Source organism: Verrucomicrobiota bacterium, assembly GCA_016200005.1.
Classification (GTDB): Bacteria; Verrucomicrobiota; Verrucomicrobiia; order Limisphaerales; family PALSA-1396; genus PALSA-1396.
In genome coordinates this window covers 159140-178279 of the sequence record JACQFP010000020.1, presented here as the reverse complement: position 1 = coordinate 178279, position 19140 = coordinate 159140, and the positions used below count along the sequence as shown (strand labels likewise).

The following is a 19140-nucleotide window of genomic DNA, read 5'->3' as shown; positions in this document are numbered from 1 at the left end:
CTTCATGAGCGGACGGATGCCGCCGATGGCGACGAGTTCGGACATGAGATGTTTGCCGCTGGGCTTGAGGTCGGCGAGCACGGGCACGCGTTTGCCGATGCGCGTGAAGTCGTCGAGCGCGAGCTTCACTTTCGCGGCGTGCGCGATGGCGAGCAGGTGCAACACGGCGTTGGTCGAACCGCTCAGCGCGATCACGACGGTGATGGCGTTCTCGAAGGCTTTCTTCGTTAGAATATCGAGCGGGCGCAATCCGGTCTTGAGCATCTCGAGGACGCACGCGCCGGCGCGACGGCAATCGTCTTTCTTGGCGGGCGAGATGGCGTTTTGCGCGGAGCTGTTGGGCAGGCTCATCCCGAGCGCTTCAATCGCGCTGGCCATGGTGTTCGCCGTGTACATGCCGCCGCACGAACCCGGGCCGGGAATGGCGCATTGCTCGACGGCCTGTAGTTGTTGGTCGCTGATATTTCCAGCAGCGTGCTGGCCGACGGCTTCGAAGACGGAGACGACGTCCACTTTGCGATTGTTGTCCGACGTAAGGCAACCGGGAAGAATCGTTCCGCCATAGACAAACACGGCGGGACGATTGAGCCGGGCAATGGCCATCATGGCGCCGGGCATGTTTTTGTCACAACCGCCGATGGCGACGAAGCCGTCCATGCCTTCCGCGCCCACGACGGTTTCGATGGAATCGGCGATGACTTCGCGCGAGACGAGCGAGTATTTCATTCCTTCCGTGCCCATCGAGATGCCATCAGACACGGTGATGGTGTTAAAGACGATGGCTTTGCCGCCGGCTTCATTCGCACCGCCCTCGCATTCGAGGGCGAGTTTATCAATGTGCATGTTACACGGCGTGACGTTGCTCCAGGTGGACGCGATGCCGATGATGGGTTTGGAAAAATCCTCCGGCTTGAAGCCGACAGGATAAAGCATGGCGCGGCTGGGCGCGCGGTCCGGTCCATCCACCAGGATGCTCGAATAAGGACGCAAAGAATTCTTTTTCATAAGACGGCGAGTCTTGCGGAAAAATCGCACGGAAGCAAGATGGGATGGGAATCTTCTCACCAACAACAGCGAAGGCAGCATGGTCATTCGCATTCTTCAAAATCCCCGCATGAACGAGAGAGCACCGTGAGCCAGGCGGCTCGAGGAACAAGCGGAAGCTCAACTGCAATCCCTCCCGTTCTGCCTGCTGGCAAAACATGGAGAGCTATTATAACTTCCAACCAATGTTTTCAAAAAAAGTCGATTCTTTGACAAAAACGGAGGAGCGGGAATCCCGCGTAACCACTATTCAATCTGGCACAATCGGCGTAGCAACATTTAATCAAAGCCAATCCGAAAAGTTGGACATTTTCAAATGACCTCACGCGAACGAGTCCTGGCCACGTTGAACCACCGCGAACCGGACCGCGTGCCCATCGATTTCGCCGGTCACCGTTCATCCGGCATCAGCGCGATCGCCTACGCGCGGCTCCGTCAACAACTCGGCCTGCCGGAAAAAATCATCCGCGTTTACGACCCGGTGCAACAGCTTGCCATTGTCGATGAAGATGTGCTCGCACATTTTGGGGTGGACACCATCGAGCTCGGCCGCGCGTTTTGTCTCGAGGACAAACATTGGGTCGATTGGGTCCTGCCCGACGGCACGCCCTGCCAGATGCCGTGTTGGGCGCGACCGGAACGCCACGACGGCGAGTGGGTGATGCGTTCCAAAACCGGTCGCATCATCGCGCGCATGCCGGACGGGGTCTGGTATTTTGAGCAGGCACACTTTCCGTTTGCGGAGCGGGACGACCTGGAGAACATCGAAGACGCGTTTGAAGAGTGCATGTGGACGGCGTTCCCGAGTCCGCCCGGCCCGCTGGCGGACGGCGAAGACGGCTTAAAGTTGCTTGCCGAAGGCGCGCGAAAACTGCGACAGCAAACTGACCGCGCGATTCTGGGTTTGTTCGGTGGCAATCTGCTTGAAATCGGCCAATACCTTTACCGCAACGACAATTTTTTCATGCTGCTGGCGGGCGACCCCGTTCGCGCGCATCAATTTCTTGACCGGCTTACGGAGATTCACCTGCGGAATCTGGAACGTTTCCTCGGCGCCGTCGGGAGCTACATCGACGTGATTCTTTTTGGTGACGACCTGGGGATGCAAACCGGCCCGCAGATGTCCACGGCGATGTATCGCGAATTCTTCAAACCGCGTCAGCAACTACTCTGGCAGCGCGCCCGGGAGCTCGCGCCGGTGAAGGTGATGCTGCACTGCTGCGGCGGGGTGCGCGAACTTTTGCCCGACCTCATCGACGCCGGACTCGATGCGATCAACCCCGTGCAGATTACTTGTCGCGGCATGAATGCGGCGGGTTTGAAGAAGGACTTCGGCGGCCGACTCACCTTTTGGGGCGGCGGCTGCGACACACGCGACGTCTTGATCAAAGGTTCGCCTCAGGAGGTTTTCGCCCACGTTCGCGAACAAATGAAAATCTGGAGTCCCGGTGGTGGTTACGTTTTCCAGCAGGTCCACAACATCATGGCCGATGTGCCGGCGGCGAACGTCGCTGCCATGTTCGACGCGGTGCGGTGAGCGGCGCGAATGTAGCGCAGGTTTCCGGCACGGAGGGGGAAGCCGCGCTACATTTTTGTCAACGGCCCTGTTCGAGCCACTGTTTTGTCATCCCCCAACTTCGTGGCGGTCTGCGAAGATTTTCCCAGCCCTCTCCATTTCACGAGGCTTTTGCCTTGACCCTTTGAGCGCCGCCCTGAATTCTATAGGAAATCCAAAGGTTAATATGAATAACCAATCTTTCGCCTCGTTCGCGCTGGTGATTTCAACTGCCGTGCTCGTCTCTTGTGTGACGAAAGCGGCAGCCGAAAAAACAAATTATCCCACATTCGGAAAAATTGATCGCCTGGATCCGGCCTTCGACAAACTGGTGCCGCCGGACGCCAAACTGGAAAAGCTCGCCGAAGGTTTCGTCTGGTCGGAAGGCCCGGTCTGGATTCGCGAGGGCGGCTATCTGGTTTTTTCCGACGTGCCACAAAATACCGTTTTCAAGTGGAGAGAGGGCGAAGGCATCAGCGAGTTGCTGAAGCCGAGCGGTTACACCGGCAGCACGCCGCGCGGTGGCGAGCCCGGCTCGAACGGGCTGACAGTGGATTCCAAGGGCCGGTTGGTCTTGTGCGAGCACGGCGACCGGCGCGTGGCCCGCCTGGAAAAAAATCGCACCAAGACGACGTTGGCCGACAAGTATCTCGGTAAACGATTAAACAGCCCAAACGATCTGGTTTATAAATCCAACGGGGATCTTTACTTCACCGATCCGCCTTATGGTCTTGAAAAAGCGGACAAAGATCCCAAGAAGGAACTTCCCTACAATGGCGTCTATCGCCTCACCAAACGCGGCAAACTCACTTTGTTGACCGGCGAACTGACTTATCCAAACGGTATTGCCTTCTCGCCGGACGAGAAAACGTTGTATGTCGCAGTGTCCGATCCGAAGCTGGCGATCTGGATGGCTTACGATGTGAGACCGGACGGCACGATCGCCAACGGCAGGGTTTTCTTCAATGCCACGGACAAGGTCAAAAAAGGCAATGGACTTCCCGATGGAATGAAACTGGACAAGAAGGGCAATCTGTTTGCCACCGGGCCCGGCGGCGTATTTGTTTTCACACCCGAGGGCAAACATCTTGGCACCATCGACACCGGCCAGCCGACCGGCAACTGCGCCTGGGGCGATGACGGTTCGACGCTCTACATCATGGCCAACCACTATCTCAGCCGCATCAAGACCGGCACCGTCGGAAAAGGATTTTGATCACCCCACCGCGGCAAGGTTCATTCAAAATGAAAAAAATACTCGCGCTCGGACTGTTGGCCGTTACAACCGCTCTCGCTCAAAACAACTGGCCGCAATTCCGCGGTGAACGATCGCTCGGCGTGGCCGACACCAAGAACCTGCCAACGACTTGGAGCACGAATCAGAACGTCGCGTGGAGCGCAAGCGTTCCCGGCTGGGGTTGGTCGTCGCCCATCGTTTGGGGTGACAAGATTTTTCTTACGTCGGTCATCAAAGATGGCCAGGTTGAGCAACCGAAGAAGGGACTTTATTTCGGCGGAGAGCGACCAACGCCATCCACAAACCTCCATCATTGGATGGTCTATTGCTTCGACTGGCAGAGCGGAAAGAAGGTGTGGGAGAAACAAGTGCACGCAGGTTCGCCCAGCACTTCTGTTCATCTGAAAAACACTTACGCCTCGGAAACGCCGGTGACCGACGGCGAACGCGTCTATGCCTACTTTGGCAACCTCGGCCTCTTTTGTCTCGACCTGAACGGCAAGGAAGTGTGGTCGCAAAAATGGGGGCATTTCAAAACCGCGCACGGCTGGGGCACGGCCGCTTCGCCAGTGCTGCACAAGGACCGGCTGTTCATCGTCAATGACAACGAGGAGAAATCGTTCCTCGTCGCGTTGAACAAGAAAACCGGCGAGCAACTGTGGCGTGTTGAACGAGAAGAGAAGAGCAACTGGGCCACGCCGTTTGTCTGGGAAAACGAGAAGCGCACGGAGTTGATCGTGCCCGGCCGCTCCAAGGTCCGTTCTTACGATCTCGACGGCAAGCTGCTTTGGGAATTTGGTGGTATGTCGTCCATCGTCATCCCCACTCCGTTCGCAAAATCCGGCTTGCTCTATGTTTGTTCCGGTTATGTCGGCGACAAGAATCGTCCGGTGTTTGCGATTCGTCCCGCTGCGTCGGGCGATATCAGCCTCAAGGAAGGAGAAACGAGCAATCAATTCATAGCGTGGTCCGAAAAAACCGCCGCGCCGTACAATCCCTCGCCGCTGGTCTATGGCGATTACCTTTACGTGCTGTTTGATTTCGGATTTCTGAACTGTCGTGATGCGAAGACCGGCAAACAGATTTACGACAAGCAACGGATCAATCCGGATGGTAACTCCGGATTCACCGCTTCGCCGTGGGCCTATGACGATAAAATCTTTTGCCTCAGCGAAGATGGCGACACCTTCGTTTTTCAAGCCGGCCCGGAATACAAGTTGATTGGCAGGAACAGTCTCGGCGAAATGTGCATGGCCACGCCGGCGATTGCGCGGGACAGTTTGATCATCCGCACCGCTTCAAAGCTTTATCGGATGAAGAACTCGGAGGCGAAGAGGTAACATGAATTCGATTGCTTTCTCTCATTGCGAGCGAAAGTGGAAGAAAGCGTTCACACTGATTGAACTCCTCGTCGTCATTGCGATCATTGCCATTCTCGCGGGCTTGCTGTTGCCGGCGTTGAGCAAAGCCAAGGCAAAAGCCATCCGCACTTCCTGTCTGTCCAACATCAAGAATCAGGCCGTCGCGTTCCTGATGTACGCCGACGATTACAAAGGCATTTTTCCCACCGCCGACAAGACCACCCGGTACCCTCCACCCGCCGGACCGCTTTACGTCATGAGCAGCAATCAAGCAATCGTGCTGGTCTCCTACGGCCTGGCGAGCGCCAGGTTCACAACAGGCACAAAAGTGGCCGACGACAAACCGCTGACCGTGTGGAAATGTCCGGCGCGCCCCGACCTGCCAAGGTTTTTTCTTGATGAAGGATTGTTTCACATCGATCACTTTGTCGTGCTGACCGGTTTGTCCGGTAACTTTTTCAAAGGAAAGAATTCGCCGTCCAAATCGACCGACCGGGTCGGCCCTCTGACCTCTGACCACACACTGGTGATTGACAGCGAGAAGCGCTGGGCCTCCAACCATGGACCGCAGGGCACACTGGGCACGCCGGATGGCCACAACCAATCGTTCAGTGACGGCCATGCCGAATGGTTTCCACAAAGCAAATTTCTCCGTTCCCCGGGCAACACCTACCCCAACCCGCTTTGGGTTTACCCCTGGCCGTGGAGTTGGACTTGGGTTGAGTGAACCCTGAAATCGACAGTGAAGTTCCTGATATGCCAACGAGGGTTGTACTCCTGACCATTGCCATACTTGGGTCAAGTGCGGTCGCCATTTGGGGACATGAGACGCATTCCGCAAGCCGTTGGGTGGTGTATTTATTCAAGCCGCTGAGCACAGGGCTGATTCTCCTTCTGGCATTGATCGCTCCGGGGCCGGGGTTGGCGCGCTACAAATGGGCGATCGTCACCGGCCTTGCTTTCTCGCTTGCTGGTGACGTCTTCCTCATGTTGCCCGGCAATTTGTTCCTGGCCGGGCTGTTGAGTTTTCTGGTCGCCCACATTGCTTATCTGGTGGCGTTCACCTCCGATGTTCGGTTTGGCAAACGGCCGCTGGTATTTCTCGTCTGGTTCCTGGTCGGTGTGCCCATGCTCCTGCTCCAATGGCCCGGAATTCCCGCCGCCCTGCGGATTCCCGTCGTCCTTTACACGATATTCATCCTGGCGATGGCGGGCCAGGCTACGAGTCGGGCGTTGAGCTTGAGCGTTCCCGGCGCCTGGGCCGCTGCCGTTGGCGCCGCACTGTTCGTCATGTCCGATACCATGCTCGGACTTGACCGGTTTCGACCCGGTGTAAATCTGTCGCCGACTCTGGTGCTGGGCACTTATTACGCGGCCCAATGGCTGATTGCCATGTCAATCCGGCCATCGCGTCCGGCGAGCTGACCGAGCGTTGCGGTGGCGGTTCTGCACCGCGCTGCAAAAAGAAAGCGAGGACTCTTCAGCCCCGCTCGTGTTGGTTTGCTCTCGAATCGGACTCGCCTTACATCGCCATGTGCGAAACCGGATCGCTCCAATCGCTGTAGGCAGTGCTCCCGCCGACGGCGTGGGGCTGAATGTTATAGCTCGTCCCTGGCGTCAGGTTGCTCAGCACGATACGCCGGGCTTGCGTGAAAACCCCTACCGCCTGCCAGAGGTGTAATCAAAGTTTTCGAGCTGAGAAAAAAGTTTCAGGACGTTCCCAGCCAACGAAAATCCTGAGTCGCGCGCTGACCTGGGAATGTGAATCTTGAAAGTTCCCGGTTCCGAGACAGGCAATGTCTAAAGCATCGTTTGGAAATAAGCCAGAGAGAGTTTGATCTGAATCTGGAACTCAGGAAGTCAGCGATGTAGCTAAGATTTTCTGAAAGATTTGTCGTTTCCCTCCGAAAGGGGGTCAGTCCCGCAGAAACAACAGTCTGGCGATTGACAAAGCGCCACGCCGACGCAAGCTCGGTGCATGGCTCGCAAAATCCGAGTCGAGTATCCCGCGCGATCTATCACGTCATGAATGGTGGCGCCCGCCGCGAACCGACCTTCCTCAAAGGCACCGACCGCAATCGCTTGCGTACCACGCCGAAGTAGTTCCATCACGCCCAAGCGGTCACCTACAATTTGGCAGTGGCTTGGCAACTCTCATTCGCCACTCGACGTGCCCCTTTTCTTCATCTAAAACCTTCAGCCATGCCGAATACTTCGCAGCCAGGCTGGCGGTTTGTTTCGTTCAACGAAGCCGAGGTCGAGCAAGTTCCCGGGCGGACGCATCATTGGTATTTCAAGCCGGGCATGGTGCCGGACACGAACCTGTTGTTTGTCCGCGCGCACTTGCAGCCGGGTCAGGCGCATCGGTTTCATTATCATCCGCAGATGGAGGAAATTCTCTACATGCTTTCCGGCACGGCCGAACAATGGGTGGAAAAGGAAAAGCGCATCATGCGCGCGGGCGACTCGCTTTATCTGCCGGCGGGCGTGGTGCACGGCACTTACAACATCGGCAGCGAGGTGCTCGACTTTCTGGCCATCCTCTCGCCCGCCAAAAGCGCCGAGCCGCCCACGGTGGAGGTCGGCGACCAGGAGCCGTGGAAATCATTGCGCGGATAAGCCCGCGAATCTCCGCACGCCGGCATGAAGACATTGCATTTTTATCTGACGCGGCAGGTGCTGACTTCGTTGGTGCTGACGGTGGCGGTGTTTGCCTTCGTGCTGTTGCTCACCAATGTGCTGCGGGAAATCCTCACCCTGCTGGTCAACCGCCAGGCACCGTTGAGCATCGTGTTGGAGGCGATCGGCCTGCTGCTGCCGTACGTGCTGGTTTTTGCGCTGCCGATGGGGATGTTGACGGCCACGCTGCTGACGTTCGGCCGGTTCAGCGCGGACCAGGAACTGACGGCGGTGCGGGCCAGCGGCATCAGTTTGTTGGCGCTGAGCACACCGATCCTGCTGTTGAGCGTGGCGCTGTGCGTCGTCAGCGCGCTCATGAATTTGCAGATCGCGCCGCAGAGTCGCGCCGCGTATCACAAATTGATCTACAGTTTGATCCTCGAGATGTCGAACGTCCTCATGCCGGAGGGACGGTTGGTGAAGGATTTTCCCGGCTACAATTTTTATGTCAGCAAGAATAAGGGAGGAGAATTGACGGATGTTTTCGTGTATGAACTGGACAAAGACGAAAAGGTCAAAACCAGAACCCATGCTGAACGTGGCAAGATTTTGCGTGGCGATGACAAACAGTTGATTCTGAATTTGTTCAATGCTCGCGGCGCCACGATTGATTCAGACGGGAAATGGCACACCGACGCGACCGGCGGAGAGGTATCCATACCGCTCGAATTCAAGCCGCCCAAAGTAAGAAAGCCGCACCTCAGCGACATGACTTTCTTCCAGTTGCAAAACGAGCGACTGGCTTGGGAACAAAAGGGCATCGATGCCACACCGGTGCTCACCGAGATCAACTCGAAAGTCTCTTTTTCATTCGCCTGTCTGAGTTTCACGCTGGTCGGCATTCCGCTGGCGATTCGCGCGCACCGCCGCGAAACGAGCATCGGCGTTGCCCTCGCGCTGATCCTGGTGGTGGTTTATTATGGCTTCACGATTCTGGGAGACGCGCTGGCCACCAAGCCGGAGTGGGGGCCATACCTGATTGTCTGGCTGCCCAATTTTATTTTTCAAGCCATTGGCATGGTGTTGCTCTGGCGGACGAATCGCGGTGGTTGATCCATAGTGACTACCAAAATTAATTTCCGGATTGCCCCTCACCCTTTCCCTCTCTCCATCCGATCGGGAGAGGGTGGCCGAAGGCCGGGTGAGGGGTTTGCCCATTTCTATCCCGAGATTTATTCTGACAACCGGTCTGATTCTCTAATTGTGTTCAGTGCGCAAGCGACTGCAACTTGCTGCCAACCCAACCCACCCCTGTCCCCTCCCAAGAGGGGAATAATCCACCGTGCGCCGTTCCTTTCCAAAGAGGGGCTGGCCGTAGCAGCCGACGTGAGTCGGCTCTGACTTCCAGCGAGTTCAGATGGAGCGGACTCACGTCCGCTGCTACGAGGTCATGAAGCGGGTGGCCGAAGGCCGGGTGAAGGGATCCGAACCGCCCAGGTCTCATTCACAGTTTGTAGATGACGCGGGATAGCACCGCCTGAAGAGCCAGTCCTTCGGTTTTGTCATTGACGCCGGCGATAAGTTCGGTTGCATTACTGCCCATGATCCAAAAAATAAAATCCACCGTGGTTTTTCTTTCGGTCGTTCTGACTCTCACACTTCTCCCCACGCCAAGCGTTCGGGCAGATGTCCGATTGCCCGCGCTCTTCACCGACAACGCCGTCTTGCAGCAAGGGATGCGCGTGCCCATCTGGGGCTGGGCGGATGACGGCGAAGAAGTCACCGTGAGTTTTCGCGGCCAAACAGCCAAAGCCAAAGCCAAGGACGGCAAATGGATGGTCAAACTCACCAACCTCAAGGCTGGTGGCCCGGACACGCTCACGATTTCCGGGAAGAACAAGATTGAGTTGAAGAATGTGCTTGTGGGCGAAGTGTGGATTTGCAGCGGCCAGTCGAACATGGAGTTCCCGTTGAAATCGTCTTTTGAATCGCAGGCGGACATCGCCGCCTCCGCCAATCCAAACATTCATCTGTTCACCGTGCCGAAGTTGAAGGCCAACGAGCCAGTGAGCGATGTCAAATCCAGTTGGGTCGAATGCAACCCGCAAACCACGCCGGGGTTCTCCGCCGTCGCGTATTATTTCGGCCGCGATCTGCAGAAGGCGCGAAACGTGCCTGTCGGTTTGATTCACACATCTTGGGGCGGTTCACCGGCGGAAGTCTGGATGAGCGAGAAAGTTCTTTCCGCCAATCCCGACTACAAAAAGGACATCCTCGACAAATACCGCGCCGACATGAAAAAGCATGAGGCCGCGGTGGCAAAGTTCATTCAGGAAAGCGACGAGTTGAAAAAACAGGGCCAGACCCAGACCAGGAAACCTCCCACCCCGCCGTATTGGAGGCCGACCGAGCTTTACAACGGCATGATCGCGCCGTTGATTCCCTACGCCATCGAGGGCGCGATCTGGTATCAGGGCGAGTCCAACGCCGGTCGCGCCCATGAATATCGGACTTTGTTCGCCGACATGATTCGCAACTGGCGGCGGGATTGGGGGCAGGGTGATTTCACATTCCTCGCGGTGCAAATCGCGCCGTGGGACAAGGGCAAGAAGCGCACGCTGGAACAAATCACCGAGAAACCAGTGGAAAGTGACTGGGCGGAATTGCGGGAGGCGCAAGGCATCGCCACCAAGGTCTTGCCCAAAGTCGGAATGGCCGTGATCACGGATGTGGGTGACAAGGATGACATTCATCCCACCAAGAAGGCGCCGGTTGGCGCGCGGCTGGCGCTCGCGGCGCGCGGCATTGCCCATCGCGAAAAGGTGGAATATTCCGGCCCCCTCTATCAAAACATGAAAGTGAGAGGCGATAAGATCATCCTCAGCTTTAGTCATGTCGGCAGCGGACTGGAAGCGCGCGATGGCGAGTTGAAAGGATTCGCCGTATGCGGCGAGGACAAAAAGTTCGTGTGGGCGAAGGCAGAAATTGAAGGCAACAGAGTGGTGGTAAGCAGTCCCTCAGTCCTCCACCCTGTCGCCGTGCGCTACGGCTGGTCGGACTTTCCCGTCGTCAATCTCTGGAACAAGGATGGGCTGCCCGCGTCACCGTTCCGGACGGACGACTTCCCCATGGTCACGGCACCGAAGAAGTAGATTGCGGCTGGCGAAAGGATTTTGAAGTGGTGCCAGAGGAGGGAATTGAACCCCCGACCAACCCCGACATCCGATGTCGGGGCTGCTCTACCGCTGAAACCATGCCAGCGCACGTTGCGGATTCTTCCAACGCTTGAAGATTCTTTCCTGCTGGCGTGCTTCATCGAGGAATTCAAACTCACGACTGGCGGCGAGTTGCCACGGTCCATCTTTGGCAGCGGTGGCGGTGTGCCCGCGTGCGTGTTGTTCGAGTCGTCTGGCAAGGTCTGTCGTCGAACCGTAATAGTAACGGCCAGTTCATGATCGAAGCATATAAAGGGTCGCAGCCATCGTGGTTGGATGGTGCCAGAGGAGGGAATTGAACCCCCGACCAAAGGCTTATGAGTCCTCTGCTCTACCCCTGAGCTACTCTGGCAGCCGCCCGAAAAACTATTCACGCGCTAGCATTGATCAATGGAAAAACAGTCAGGTTCTTCTTACCCGACCAACCCCGACATCCGACGTCGGGGCTGCTCTACCCCTGAGCTGCTTTGGCAGCCGCCCGATAATATTTCTGAGAAAATCACGGCTGTCAAAAGGAATGGCGACCACCCGGCACGACGGCGCATCCCGGCAATGCCCCTGTGCGCGTAGCGCAGCCGTCCTCGGCTGCGGGTTCGCGGGGTGTCCGCGCCCCGTGAACTGGGGTTTGGCCGCGAGACGCAGCCAGAACTCGCAGGCGTGGACGCCTGCGCTACGCTTCAGACCTTGATCTTCCACGGCGAGCGCATGGGCTGCTGAATGTAGGCGTTGGCTTTCGCGTCCTCGATGAAGCGCTGGGTCTTGGAGTTGAAGCGCAGTGGACGACCAGTTTCGACGGCGATCTTGGCGAGATTGATCAAGGTGCAGGAGCGATGTCCGTTGATTTCGTTGAGAGCGAATTTCTTTCGCGTCTTGACCGCTTGCACAAAATCGGTGAGCTGCGGCTCCGGGTCCGGCAGTTCGCGGAGCTTGGTCGCGAGGTCGGGAATGTCGGACTCGAAGTCCTTGGAGAGTTTGCCTTTCGGGCCGGCAATGAACGCGGCGCTGGTCTCTTTGTTTTCCCCGTCGAGGAGAATTTCACAGCCGTCGGCATACTTCAGCGAAATCTTGCGCCAGGGAAGAACGGCGTCGGCGTCTTGCGGACCGGTATCAGCTTCGACTTTCACCGGACTCTCGTCATCCTTGCCAAGGATGTATTGGATCGGGTCGAGGTAATGCTGACCCATGTCGCCCAGCCCGCCGCCGTCGTAATCCCAATAGCCACGGAAGGTCTGGTGGACGCGGTGCGGATGATAGGGTTTCTTGGGGGCCGGGCCGAGCCAGAAATCGTAATCGAGCTCGGGCGGCACCGGTTGCGGAGTAAGATCGGTGCGACCGCACCATTGATTCTGTTTCCAATCGAAACCGGTCGGACCACCCACCGTGACTTTGAGCGGCCAACCCAGAAGTCCCGCGAGCACCAACTTCTTGATCGGTTTGACTGGAATGCCCATGCCGTAGAAGTTGCCTTCAAATCGGAACCACGTATTGAGCCGGAAAATGCGTTTGTACTTGGCGATCGCCGCCTTCACGGCTTCACCTTCGGCGATGGTCCGGCTCATGGGCTTCTCGCACCAGATGTCCTTTCCGGCTTTGGCGGCGGCGATGGAAATCAGCGCGTGCCAGTGCGGCGGGGTCGGAATGTGAACGATGTCGATGTCCTTGCGGGCAAGGACCTCGCGGAAATCCTTGTAACCCTTCACGTCAGGGCCTGCCGCCGTAAGCGCAGTTTGAAGATGTTTTTCGTCCACGTCGCAAACGGCGAGCAGTTTGCAGGCGGTGTTGATGGACTTGACGTGGCCCATGCCCATGCCGCCGGTGCCGATGACCGCGCGGGTCAGCACTTCACTGGGCGGAGTGAATCCTGGACCGCCCAGAACGTAGCGCGGAAGGACGGTCAGCGTCGTGAAGGAGGCGATGGAAGTTTTGAGAAAGCTGCGGCGGGTGAATTGGTGGCGCTTGTTCATGGCTTTGAGTTAGCAGAAGGAAACCGGAAAGGCCACTGGAAATTTATCTGCCGGCTCAGCGGTTGTGGCTGGTGAGGTCGCGGATGATTGCGGTGAAGATATTTTTGCCGCGGTGGCTGGTTGTGCCGAGGGTCATTTCGACCAGGAGATGTTCGCCGCTTTGGTGACGAGCCGGCAGTTGGACGGCTACCGCTTTCTTGCGGGTGTCGAGGCTGCGCTTCAGGTTCGTGAGTTGCTCGCGGAAACCGTCGCCCGGCAGGAGGAGATTCAGGTTTTGGCCGAGCAACTGGCTGGCCTGGCCGCCAAAGATTTTTTCGGCGACGGGATTGACGTAAAGGATTTCGCCCTGCTCGTCGATCACGATGATGGCGTCGGAGGCGGTTTCGGCAAGCAACCGGTAACGCTCTTCACTGTCGAGCAAATGATTTCGCTCGCGGCGAAGACCGGCGACGAAGGAACTGACCAGTATGGCCACCAGTACGAACCCCACCATCTGCTCCATCCCTTCGAAATCGCCGCCGTAATGAAGCTTGGCCACGGGATGGATGAACAGCAGGCGAATCAGCAGCGAGGACAGGGCCGTGGAAACGAAGGCCGGGGCGAGACCGCCATTGGCGGCGCTGAGCACAATCACGCCGAGGAAAACAAAAAATGGCGTCTCGGTCAGCGCCGATCGCAGGTAAACGACCAACGCAGCGATCAGCGGCAGCACCATGGCAACGCCGTAACGGCGGAGCAGCGACTCTCTCGTCGCTTTGGTGGGCGGCTTCCAAAGTTTCCATTGCTCGTGGTTCATAACCAACCCAAGTTTTGCCGTACGCAGTCTCGCTTAACGAGTACAGCCGGTTCAGGCAAGCATATTTCCAGACACCGCCCGCTCGCGTTCCATCTCGCTTGGGTAAGGCCGTTGGACCGACGCCGGCTCGCAACGCGACTCCCCAATGCGCAGGCACGATGAACAAGTGCCACCGCTATTCGACGACCTACACCGGAGGGCAGTTTCTCTAACACCTAAAACAACCCGCTCGACCGATTCAAATATCTCCTTGACGAAAAAATGTCCGGCGGCAGACGCAGGTTGCAACCTTTGCTTGCTTCGGACGACCAGATGCGCGGTCAACCGGTTTGCACTGATTGAATGAGGACTCCGGGAATTTTCGGCATAAGGTGTACCCCATGTGGCACCCGCACTTGTTATCCACGAATTTAACTCCGACTTCAGCCCGGCCTTGGAACACGTCTCCTTCCCGCAAACCATCGACGCTATCTTTCAGTTCAGCCGGTCCAGCAGTGGGCTGAGGAACATACTGCACGACAACTTAACGCGCGTAATGCCGCACACAGGCCGGCGCCGGGCGAGTAAAGGTGGATGGCCAGACATGGCGCCCGCACTCCCCTTCGCTTCCAAACATTCTTGAAAGATTTCCGGAAACTCTCACGATCTCTTATTGCCATGTCGTCACGTTCTGACCTTTCTCCAAACCGGGAGGTGCTGCTGCCCACCCGCCGCAGCCTGCTCGATCGGCTTCGCGATTGGGAAGACCAGGCGAGCTGGAGGGAGTTCTTCAACACCTACTGGAAATTCATCTACGGCGTCGCCATCAAATCGGGCCTCAGCGATTCCGAGGCGGAAGATGTTGTTCAGGAAACCGTTCTGTCGGTTGCGAAGAAAATGCCGGACTTCGCGTACGACCCGGCCCGGTGCTCCTTCAAGGGCTGGCTTATGCACGTGACCCGGCTGCGAATCATGGATGAGCTTCGCCGCCGCCAACCAGCCTTTCAGCAGGCGCCGGCCGGCGACGCGGATTCCCGGCGAACGGCCACCGTCGAACGTGTGCCCGATCCCTCCGCCAGCGTCCAGCAGGACGCCGCCTGGGACGAGGAATGGGAACGCAACCTCGTGGACGCCGCCATGGAGAGGGTGAAAGTTCGCGTGAAGGCTGAACACTACCAAATCTTCCACCTCAGCGCGGTGAAGGGACTCAAACCGAGCGAAGTCGCCCGGATGCTTCAGGTGAGCATCGGGCAGGTTTATCTCGTCCGCCACCGACTGGCGAAGGAGGTGAAACGCGAGGTCGAACGACTGAAGGAGAAACCACTTTGAACTGGCTCAACAAACTCCGTGAATATCTGCGCCGGCTGCGTCCGTTGCGCTTTGCCAAATATCAACCGGCACCCCGCACCGGCACGCGCCGGCTTGAGCGCCGGCTCCTACGCCGGATTGCATGGGGCAGGATGGAGAGTGTGCGATGAATAGTTGTCGCTCTTACTGGCGTCACGTTTCGGAAAGCGGGACAGGGCTCCCGCAGTCCAAGACGCTGGCGCGTTTGCCGTGTGCCTCCGAACCGCAGCGAGGTCTTGGAGTGCGCCGCCCCTGCGGCGCTTTCGGAAAACGGCGCAAGTCAGTCGCGCTCCAAAACGCTCGCCCGGTGAACCGCCGCTGACCTCCCATGCCGCCTGAGCCTCAACCCAAAGCCACCGACGCCACCAGCGCGCCGTCCTGGATGGCGCCGGTGATGCCGGCTGTGCCCGACCACGAACTGATCCGGCGCATCGGCGGCGGGAGTTACGGCGACGTGTGGCTTGCCCGCACCACCGTCGGTACCTGGCGCGCGGTGAAGGTCGTGTTCCGCGATCGCTTCACCGACGCCCGCCCCTACGAACGCGAGTTCCACGGCATCCAGAAATTTGAGCCGCTCTCGCGCGGCAACGAAGCCTTCATTGACATCCTCCAGATCGGTCGCAACGACGCCGAGGGCTATTTCTACTACGTCATGGAACTGGCGGATGATGCGGCGGAGCCGCAGGTTGAGAGCTCAGAGTTGAGAGTTGAGGGTGAAGCGAAAGACGCGGACAAACTCTCAACCCTTAACTTTCAACCCTCAACCTACATCCCCAAGACCCTCTCCAAAGTCCTGCTCCAGCGTGGCCGCCTGCCGCTCGGCGAATGCCTTGAACTCGGCCTCACGCTCAACCTCGGTCTCGCTCACCTGCACCGCGCCGGCCTGATCCACCGCGACATCAAACCCTCGAACATTATCTTCGTCGGTGGCGTGCCCAAGCTGGCCGACATCGGCCTCGTCATTGAAACCGCCGAGGCGCGCTCCTACGTCGGCACCGAAGGCTTCATCCCGCCCGAAGGACCGAACTCGCCGCAGGCCGACCTCTACAGCCTGGGCAAAGTTCTTTACGAAGCCGGTATGGGAAAGGACCGGAAGGATTTCCCAGAGCCGTTCACCCAGATCATTGACGCGCCCGACAGCGCGCAACTGCTCGAATTCAACGCCATTCTGCTCAAAGCCTGCGCGGCGAATGTGCAAGAGCGCTACCAGTCCGCCGAGGAAATGAACGCCGACCTCGCGCTGCTCCAAAGCGGCGGCTCCGTGCGCCGCCAAAGGAAGCTCGCTGGTCAACTGCGTTTCGTCCAACGCGCCGGCGCCGTCGTAACCGCGCTCGCGGTCGTCATCGCCCTCGGTTGGTGGTGGCAGGCGAAACAAACCCGCGTCGTGCGCAACCTTGCCGCCGAGAAAACCAAGCTGGCCAAAAACCTCACGAAGCTCGGTGATGAAAACCGCACACGCATCGTCCGCTTGCGTGTGGCCAACGGCGTGCGTTTGCTCGACGAAGGCGATCCCGCAGGCGCGTTGTTGTGGTTTGCCGATGCGCTGCCGCTCGTCACCAACCAGCCTGCCGAGGAATCCATCCACCGGATCCGCATCCAACAAACCCTGAATCAGATGCCGCACCTGCTCCAAGTACTGCCCCATGACTCCGGCGTGATGTCCAGCGCCTTCAGCCCGGATGGCCGGTTCATTGCCAACGGCACCTACGACGGCAAACTGACCGTCTGCGATGCGGGTTCGGGTGGGCGGCTCTGGGGGCCGAAAGCGATGGGGAGCTTCATGGGTTACGTCCGCTTCAGCAGGGATGGTGAACGCCTGTTCGCCTGTTCATCGCCGCAACATTTGCCATTCGACGGCCCCGGTCGGATGTCGAACTTCTTCGCCGTCCTGGATGCGAAATCAGGTCGCGAAGTATTCTCGTCCGCCGAGGTGTGGCCCGGCATGTCCACCAACCTGCTGTGGTCCACCTTTAGTCCGGACGAGCGGTGGCTGGCGGTTTCCCAGCGCGGCTCGGTGGTCCGGTTGCTCGATCTCCGCGACGGCCATCTGGTGACCGAACTTCGAGGGCACCAGCAAGAGGTGTGGTTCCTGTCGTTCAGTGCGGACGGAAGCCTGCTGGCATCGGCCAGCGCGGATAAGACCGTCCGCCTCTGGCGACTGCCTTCCGGGGAACCGGTCGGTTCACCGCTGGAACATCGGCTGCCGGTGATGCGGGCGATTCTGACGGATGATGGTCGCCACCTGATCAGCGGTTCACAGGCCGTACGCGAGTGCGAGCTCCAGGCGTGGGAGGTGCAGACGGGCCGGCGGGTGGGCGACCCCCTCAAGGGCGGAGGGCAGATGGTCATGTTTGTAGAGCCGGGGGCGGGAGGACGGTTCTTTGGCTGGATGCATGGTGGCAAGGACTATTTCACCCGCGCCTGGTATTGCGATTCATTCCGAGAAGCGCTGCCAGCATTGGAGATTACCTACGCGCAATGCTGGGCCTTCAGCCCGGACGGGAAGCGCCTCGCCAGCGGCGGCGATGATGGCGCCGCCCTGGTCTGGAGCTTGGAGTCGGGCGAACAGCTGCGCGATCCGATCTGGCAGAATCTCTGGCTGAACTCAGTCCAATTCAGCCCCGATGGCCAGCGCCTGCTGACTGCTGGTGCTGATGGCAACGCACGGGTCTGGGATATGAAATCGCTTCCGACCGAGTCGGCCAGGGTCCAAATGCCGGAGCCGCTCCAGACGGGGACGGCGGAACGCTTCAACGCCTGTGGTCGCAATCCGGGTCCGGTGTCCGTTCCATTGCAGGACGGAACGATGCTCCTCATGGATCCGGATAGTCTGAAGGAGCTATTTCGGCTGAAACCTCCCCATCCCTATCATTCATTTACTGGGTTCCTGGAAGGAAACTCTGGTCGCTGCTGGGCCATAAACCCGGTCAGCCTTACGAATGACGCTCCGGCCCCGGTGATTCTCGTCCGCGAGGAAGGCGGCACGTTGTGGAAATTCAGTCTCGAACACCCGGGCGGCATCGCCCGGATGCGCTTCACGCCCGATGCCGGTCAGCTCGTGACTTGTGGCACGGACCACGTGATCCGCTTCTGGCGAACCACGGACGGCACCCTCGACCGAACCGTAGAGGCTCCGAAGTCAGAAGGTCAGGTGGTGACGATCAGTCCCGATGCCAAAATTGGAGTCTGGACTCGTGGGATGCAAATCAGCCAAGGAGATATCCTCGAATGGCTCGACTTGGACTCCGGGAAGCTCATCGGAGCGCCCTACACCCTCACAGGTTCGATCATCCAGTCCGAGTTCTCCCCCGACGGCAAACGCCTGGCCTTGGCTGACCATGGCGGGCCGGTCACAATTCTCGACGTCCCAAGCGGAAAAGTCGCTGTTTCAGGTATCAAACACACAAGGAATCTCTACTCGGTGGAATGGTCACCGGACGGTCGCCGGTTGCTCACCGCCGGCAGCAACGAAGAGGTCTTGGTGTGGGACGCGGAAACCGCCACGCAACTGCTCGCTCCGTTGCGTCTGCCCGAAGGTCCTGTCCGCGTCGCGCATTGGAGTCCGGATGGCCGGTTCATCATTGGCCGGAGTGACAAGCGGCAGGCTCGAGTATGGGATGCCGCCACCGGTGAAGCCGTCACACCCTTGCTGAAACACCCGGGTGACATCCGGTTCGCCTTCATGACGCGCAGCCATCGCCTGATCACCGCCAGTGATCCCCACCTGCTCCGCGCTTGGGATCTCACCGAATCGCATCTGACTGCTGACGTGATCGCCGACTACGCGAAGCTGGTTTCCGGTCGCCGGCTAAACGCTGCCGGGGTAATGCTGCCGCTGAAGCCGGACGAACTGGCCGCAGTCAGCCGTTCGCTCCGCACCCGTGCGCCGCAGTTGTTCGAGTAACGCCGTAGCCGCCGACGTGAGTCGGCGCAAATCCTCCAAGGGACCCAATCTTGCGCGGATCTCTTTCCAAGTGACGGTGGTTGGCATGTGCTTGGCTGAGTGCCCAAGGAATTCAGCGC

Annotated in this window: 12 protein-coding genes, 1 tRNA gene and 2 pseudogenes; 10 read left to right on the top strand and 5 right to left on the bottom strand. The window is 58.6% G+C overall.

Annotated features, from left to right (window positions below; all coding sequences use genetic code 11):
* Positions 1 to 1005 (bottom strand): dihydroxy-acid dehydratase (locus HY298_06945; GenBank protein ID MBI3850012.1); only part of this gene is annotated, 1005 nt, incomplete at its 3' end.
* 355 nt (positions 1006 to 1360) lie between these two features.
* Here HY298_06945 and HY298_06940 point away from each other — a divergent pair.
* The 8 genes and pseudogenes from HY298_06940 to HY298_06905 all read left to right on the top strand — a co-directional run bounded on the left by HY298_06940 (position 1361) and on the right by HY298_06905 (position 10968).
* Complete coding sequence (locus HY298_06940) at positions 1361 to 2581, top strand: methyltransferase (GenBank protein MBI3850011.1); 1221 nt, start codon at positions 1361 to 1363, stop codon at positions 2579 to 2581.
* Between the two features lie 205 nt (positions 2582 to 2786).
* Positions 2787 to 3815, top strand: a complete 1029-nt coding sequence (locus HY298_06935) for an SMP-30/gluconolactonase/LRE family protein (protein MBI3850010.1) — start codon at positions 2787 to 2789, stop codon at positions 3813 to 3815.
* 29 nt (positions 3816 to 3844) lie between these two features.
* Complete coding sequence (locus tag HY298_06930; protein MBI3850009.1) at positions 3845 to 5176, top strand: PQQ-binding-like beta-propeller repeat protein; 1332 nt, start codon at positions 3845 to 3847, stop codon at positions 5174 to 5176.
* Position 5177: 1 nt separating this feature from the next.
* Positions 5178 to 5348: pseudogene (locus HY298_06925) on the top strand (type II secretion system protein).
* 605 nt (positions 5349 to 5953) lie between these two features.
* A complete protein-coding gene (locus HY298_06920; GenBank protein MBI3850008.1) occupies positions 5954 to 6622 on the top strand; it encodes a lysoplasmalogenase in 669 nt (222 codons plus the stop codon).
* Positions 6623 to 7399: 777 nt separating this feature from the next.
* Complete coding sequence (locus HY298_06915; GenBank protein ID MBI3850007.1) at positions 7400 to 7816, top strand: cupin domain-containing protein; 417 nt, start codon at positions 7400 to 7402, stop codon at positions 7814 to 7816.
* A 24-nt stretch (positions 7817 to 7840) separates the two neighbouring features.
* Positions 7841 to 8929, top strand: coding sequence for an LptF/LptG family permease (locus tag HY298_06910; GenBank protein ID MBI3850006.1), 1089 nt, complete (start codon positions 7841 to 7843; stop codon positions 8927 to 8929).
* 488 nt (positions 8930 to 9417) lie between these two features.
* On the top strand, positions 9418 to 10968 hold the full coding sequence (locus HY298_06905) for a sialate O-acetylesterase (GenBank protein ID MBI3850005.1): 1551 nt from the start codon (positions 9418 to 9420) through the stop codon (positions 10966 to 10968).
* Between the two features lie 87 nt (positions 10969 to 11055).
* Here HY298_06905 and HY298_06900 read toward each other — a convergent pair.
* The 4 genes and pseudogenes from HY298_06900 to HY298_06885 all read right to left on the bottom strand — a co-directional run bounded on the left by HY298_06900 (position 11056) and on the right by HY298_06885 (position 13791).
* Positions 11056 to 11259: pseudogene (locus tag HY298_06900) on the bottom strand (GIY-YIG nuclease family protein).
* 49 nt (positions 11260 to 11308) lie between these two features.
* Positions 11309 to 11383, bottom strand: a tRNA-Met gene (locus HY298_06895).
* 325 nt (positions 11384 to 11708) lie between these two features.
* Positions 11709 to 12995 carry a Gfo/Idh/MocA family oxidoreductase gene (locus tag HY298_06890; protein ID MBI3850004.1) on the bottom strand — a complete coding sequence of 429 codons (1287 nt, stop codon included), beginning with the start codon at positions 12993 to 12995 and terminating at the stop codon, positions 11709 to 11711.
* Between the two features lie 55 nt (positions 12996 to 13050).
* A complete protein-coding gene (locus HY298_06885; protein MBI3850003.1) occupies positions 13051 to 13791 on the bottom strand; it encodes a PAS domain S-box protein in 741 nt (246 codons plus the stop codon).
* Positions 13792 to 14448: 657 nt separating this feature from the next.
* Here HY298_06885 and HY298_06880 point away from each other — a divergent pair.
* Together HY298_06880 and HY298_06875 are read left to right on the top strand one after the other, a co-directional pair.
* Entirely contained in the window at positions 14449 to 15099 is a 651-nt protein-coding gene (locus HY298_06880) for a sigma-70 family RNA polymerase sigma factor (protein MBI3850002.1), read from the top strand.
* Between the two features lie 346 nt (positions 15100 to 15445).
* Positions 15446 to 19021: a hypothetical protein gene (locus HY298_06875; GenBank protein ID MBI3850001.1), complete on the top strand. Its 3576-nt coding sequence runs from the start codon at positions 15446 to 15448 to the stop codon at positions 19019 to 19021.
* Positions 19022 to 19140: the final 119 nt, after the last annotated feature.

Bases quoted from the DNA above. Each gene is read 5' to 3' on its own strand.
- HY298_06880 (MBI3850002.1), top strand. From the start codon at position 14,449: ATGTCGTCACGTTCTGACCTTTCTCCAAACCGGGAGGTGCTGCTGCCC.
- HY298_06875 (MBI3850001.1), top strand. From the start codon at position 15,446: ATGCCGCCTGAGCCTCAACCCAAAGCCACCGACGCCACCAGCGCGCCG.
- HY298_06930 (MBI3850009.1), top strand. From the start codon at position 3,845: ATGAAAAAAATACTCGCGCTCGGACTGTTGGCCGTTACAACCGCTCTC.
- HY298_06905 (MBI3850005.1), top strand. From the start codon at position 9,418: ATGATCCAAAAAATAAAATCCACCGTGGTTTTTCTTTCGGTCGTTCTG.
- HY298_06915 (MBI3850007.1), top strand. From the start codon at position 7,400: ATGCCGAATACTTCGCAGCCAGGCTGGCGGTTTGTTTCGTTCAACGAA.
- HY298_06890 (MBI3850004.1), bottom strand. From the start codon at position 12,995: ATGAACAAGCGCCACCAATTCACCCGCCGCAGCTTTCTCAAAACTTCC.
- HY298_06910 (MBI3850006.1), top strand. From the start codon at position 7,841: ATGAAGACATTGCATTTTTATCTGACGCGGCAGGTGCTGACTTCGTTG.
- HY298_06885 (MBI3850003.1), bottom strand. From the start codon at position 13,791: ATGAACCACGAGCAATGGAAACTTTGGAAGCCGCCCACCAAAGCGACG.
- HY298_06920 (MBI3850008.1), top strand. From the start codon at position 5,954: ATGCCAACGAGGGTTGTACTCCTGACCATTGCCATACTTGGGTCAAGT.
- HY298_06935 (MBI3850010.1), top strand. From the start codon at position 2,787: ATGAATAACCAATCTTTCGCCTCGTTCGCGCTGGTGATTTCAACTGCC.
- HY298_06940 (MBI3850011.1), top strand. From the start codon at position 1,361: ATGACCTCACGCGAACGAGTCCTGGCCACGTTGAACCACCGCGAACCG.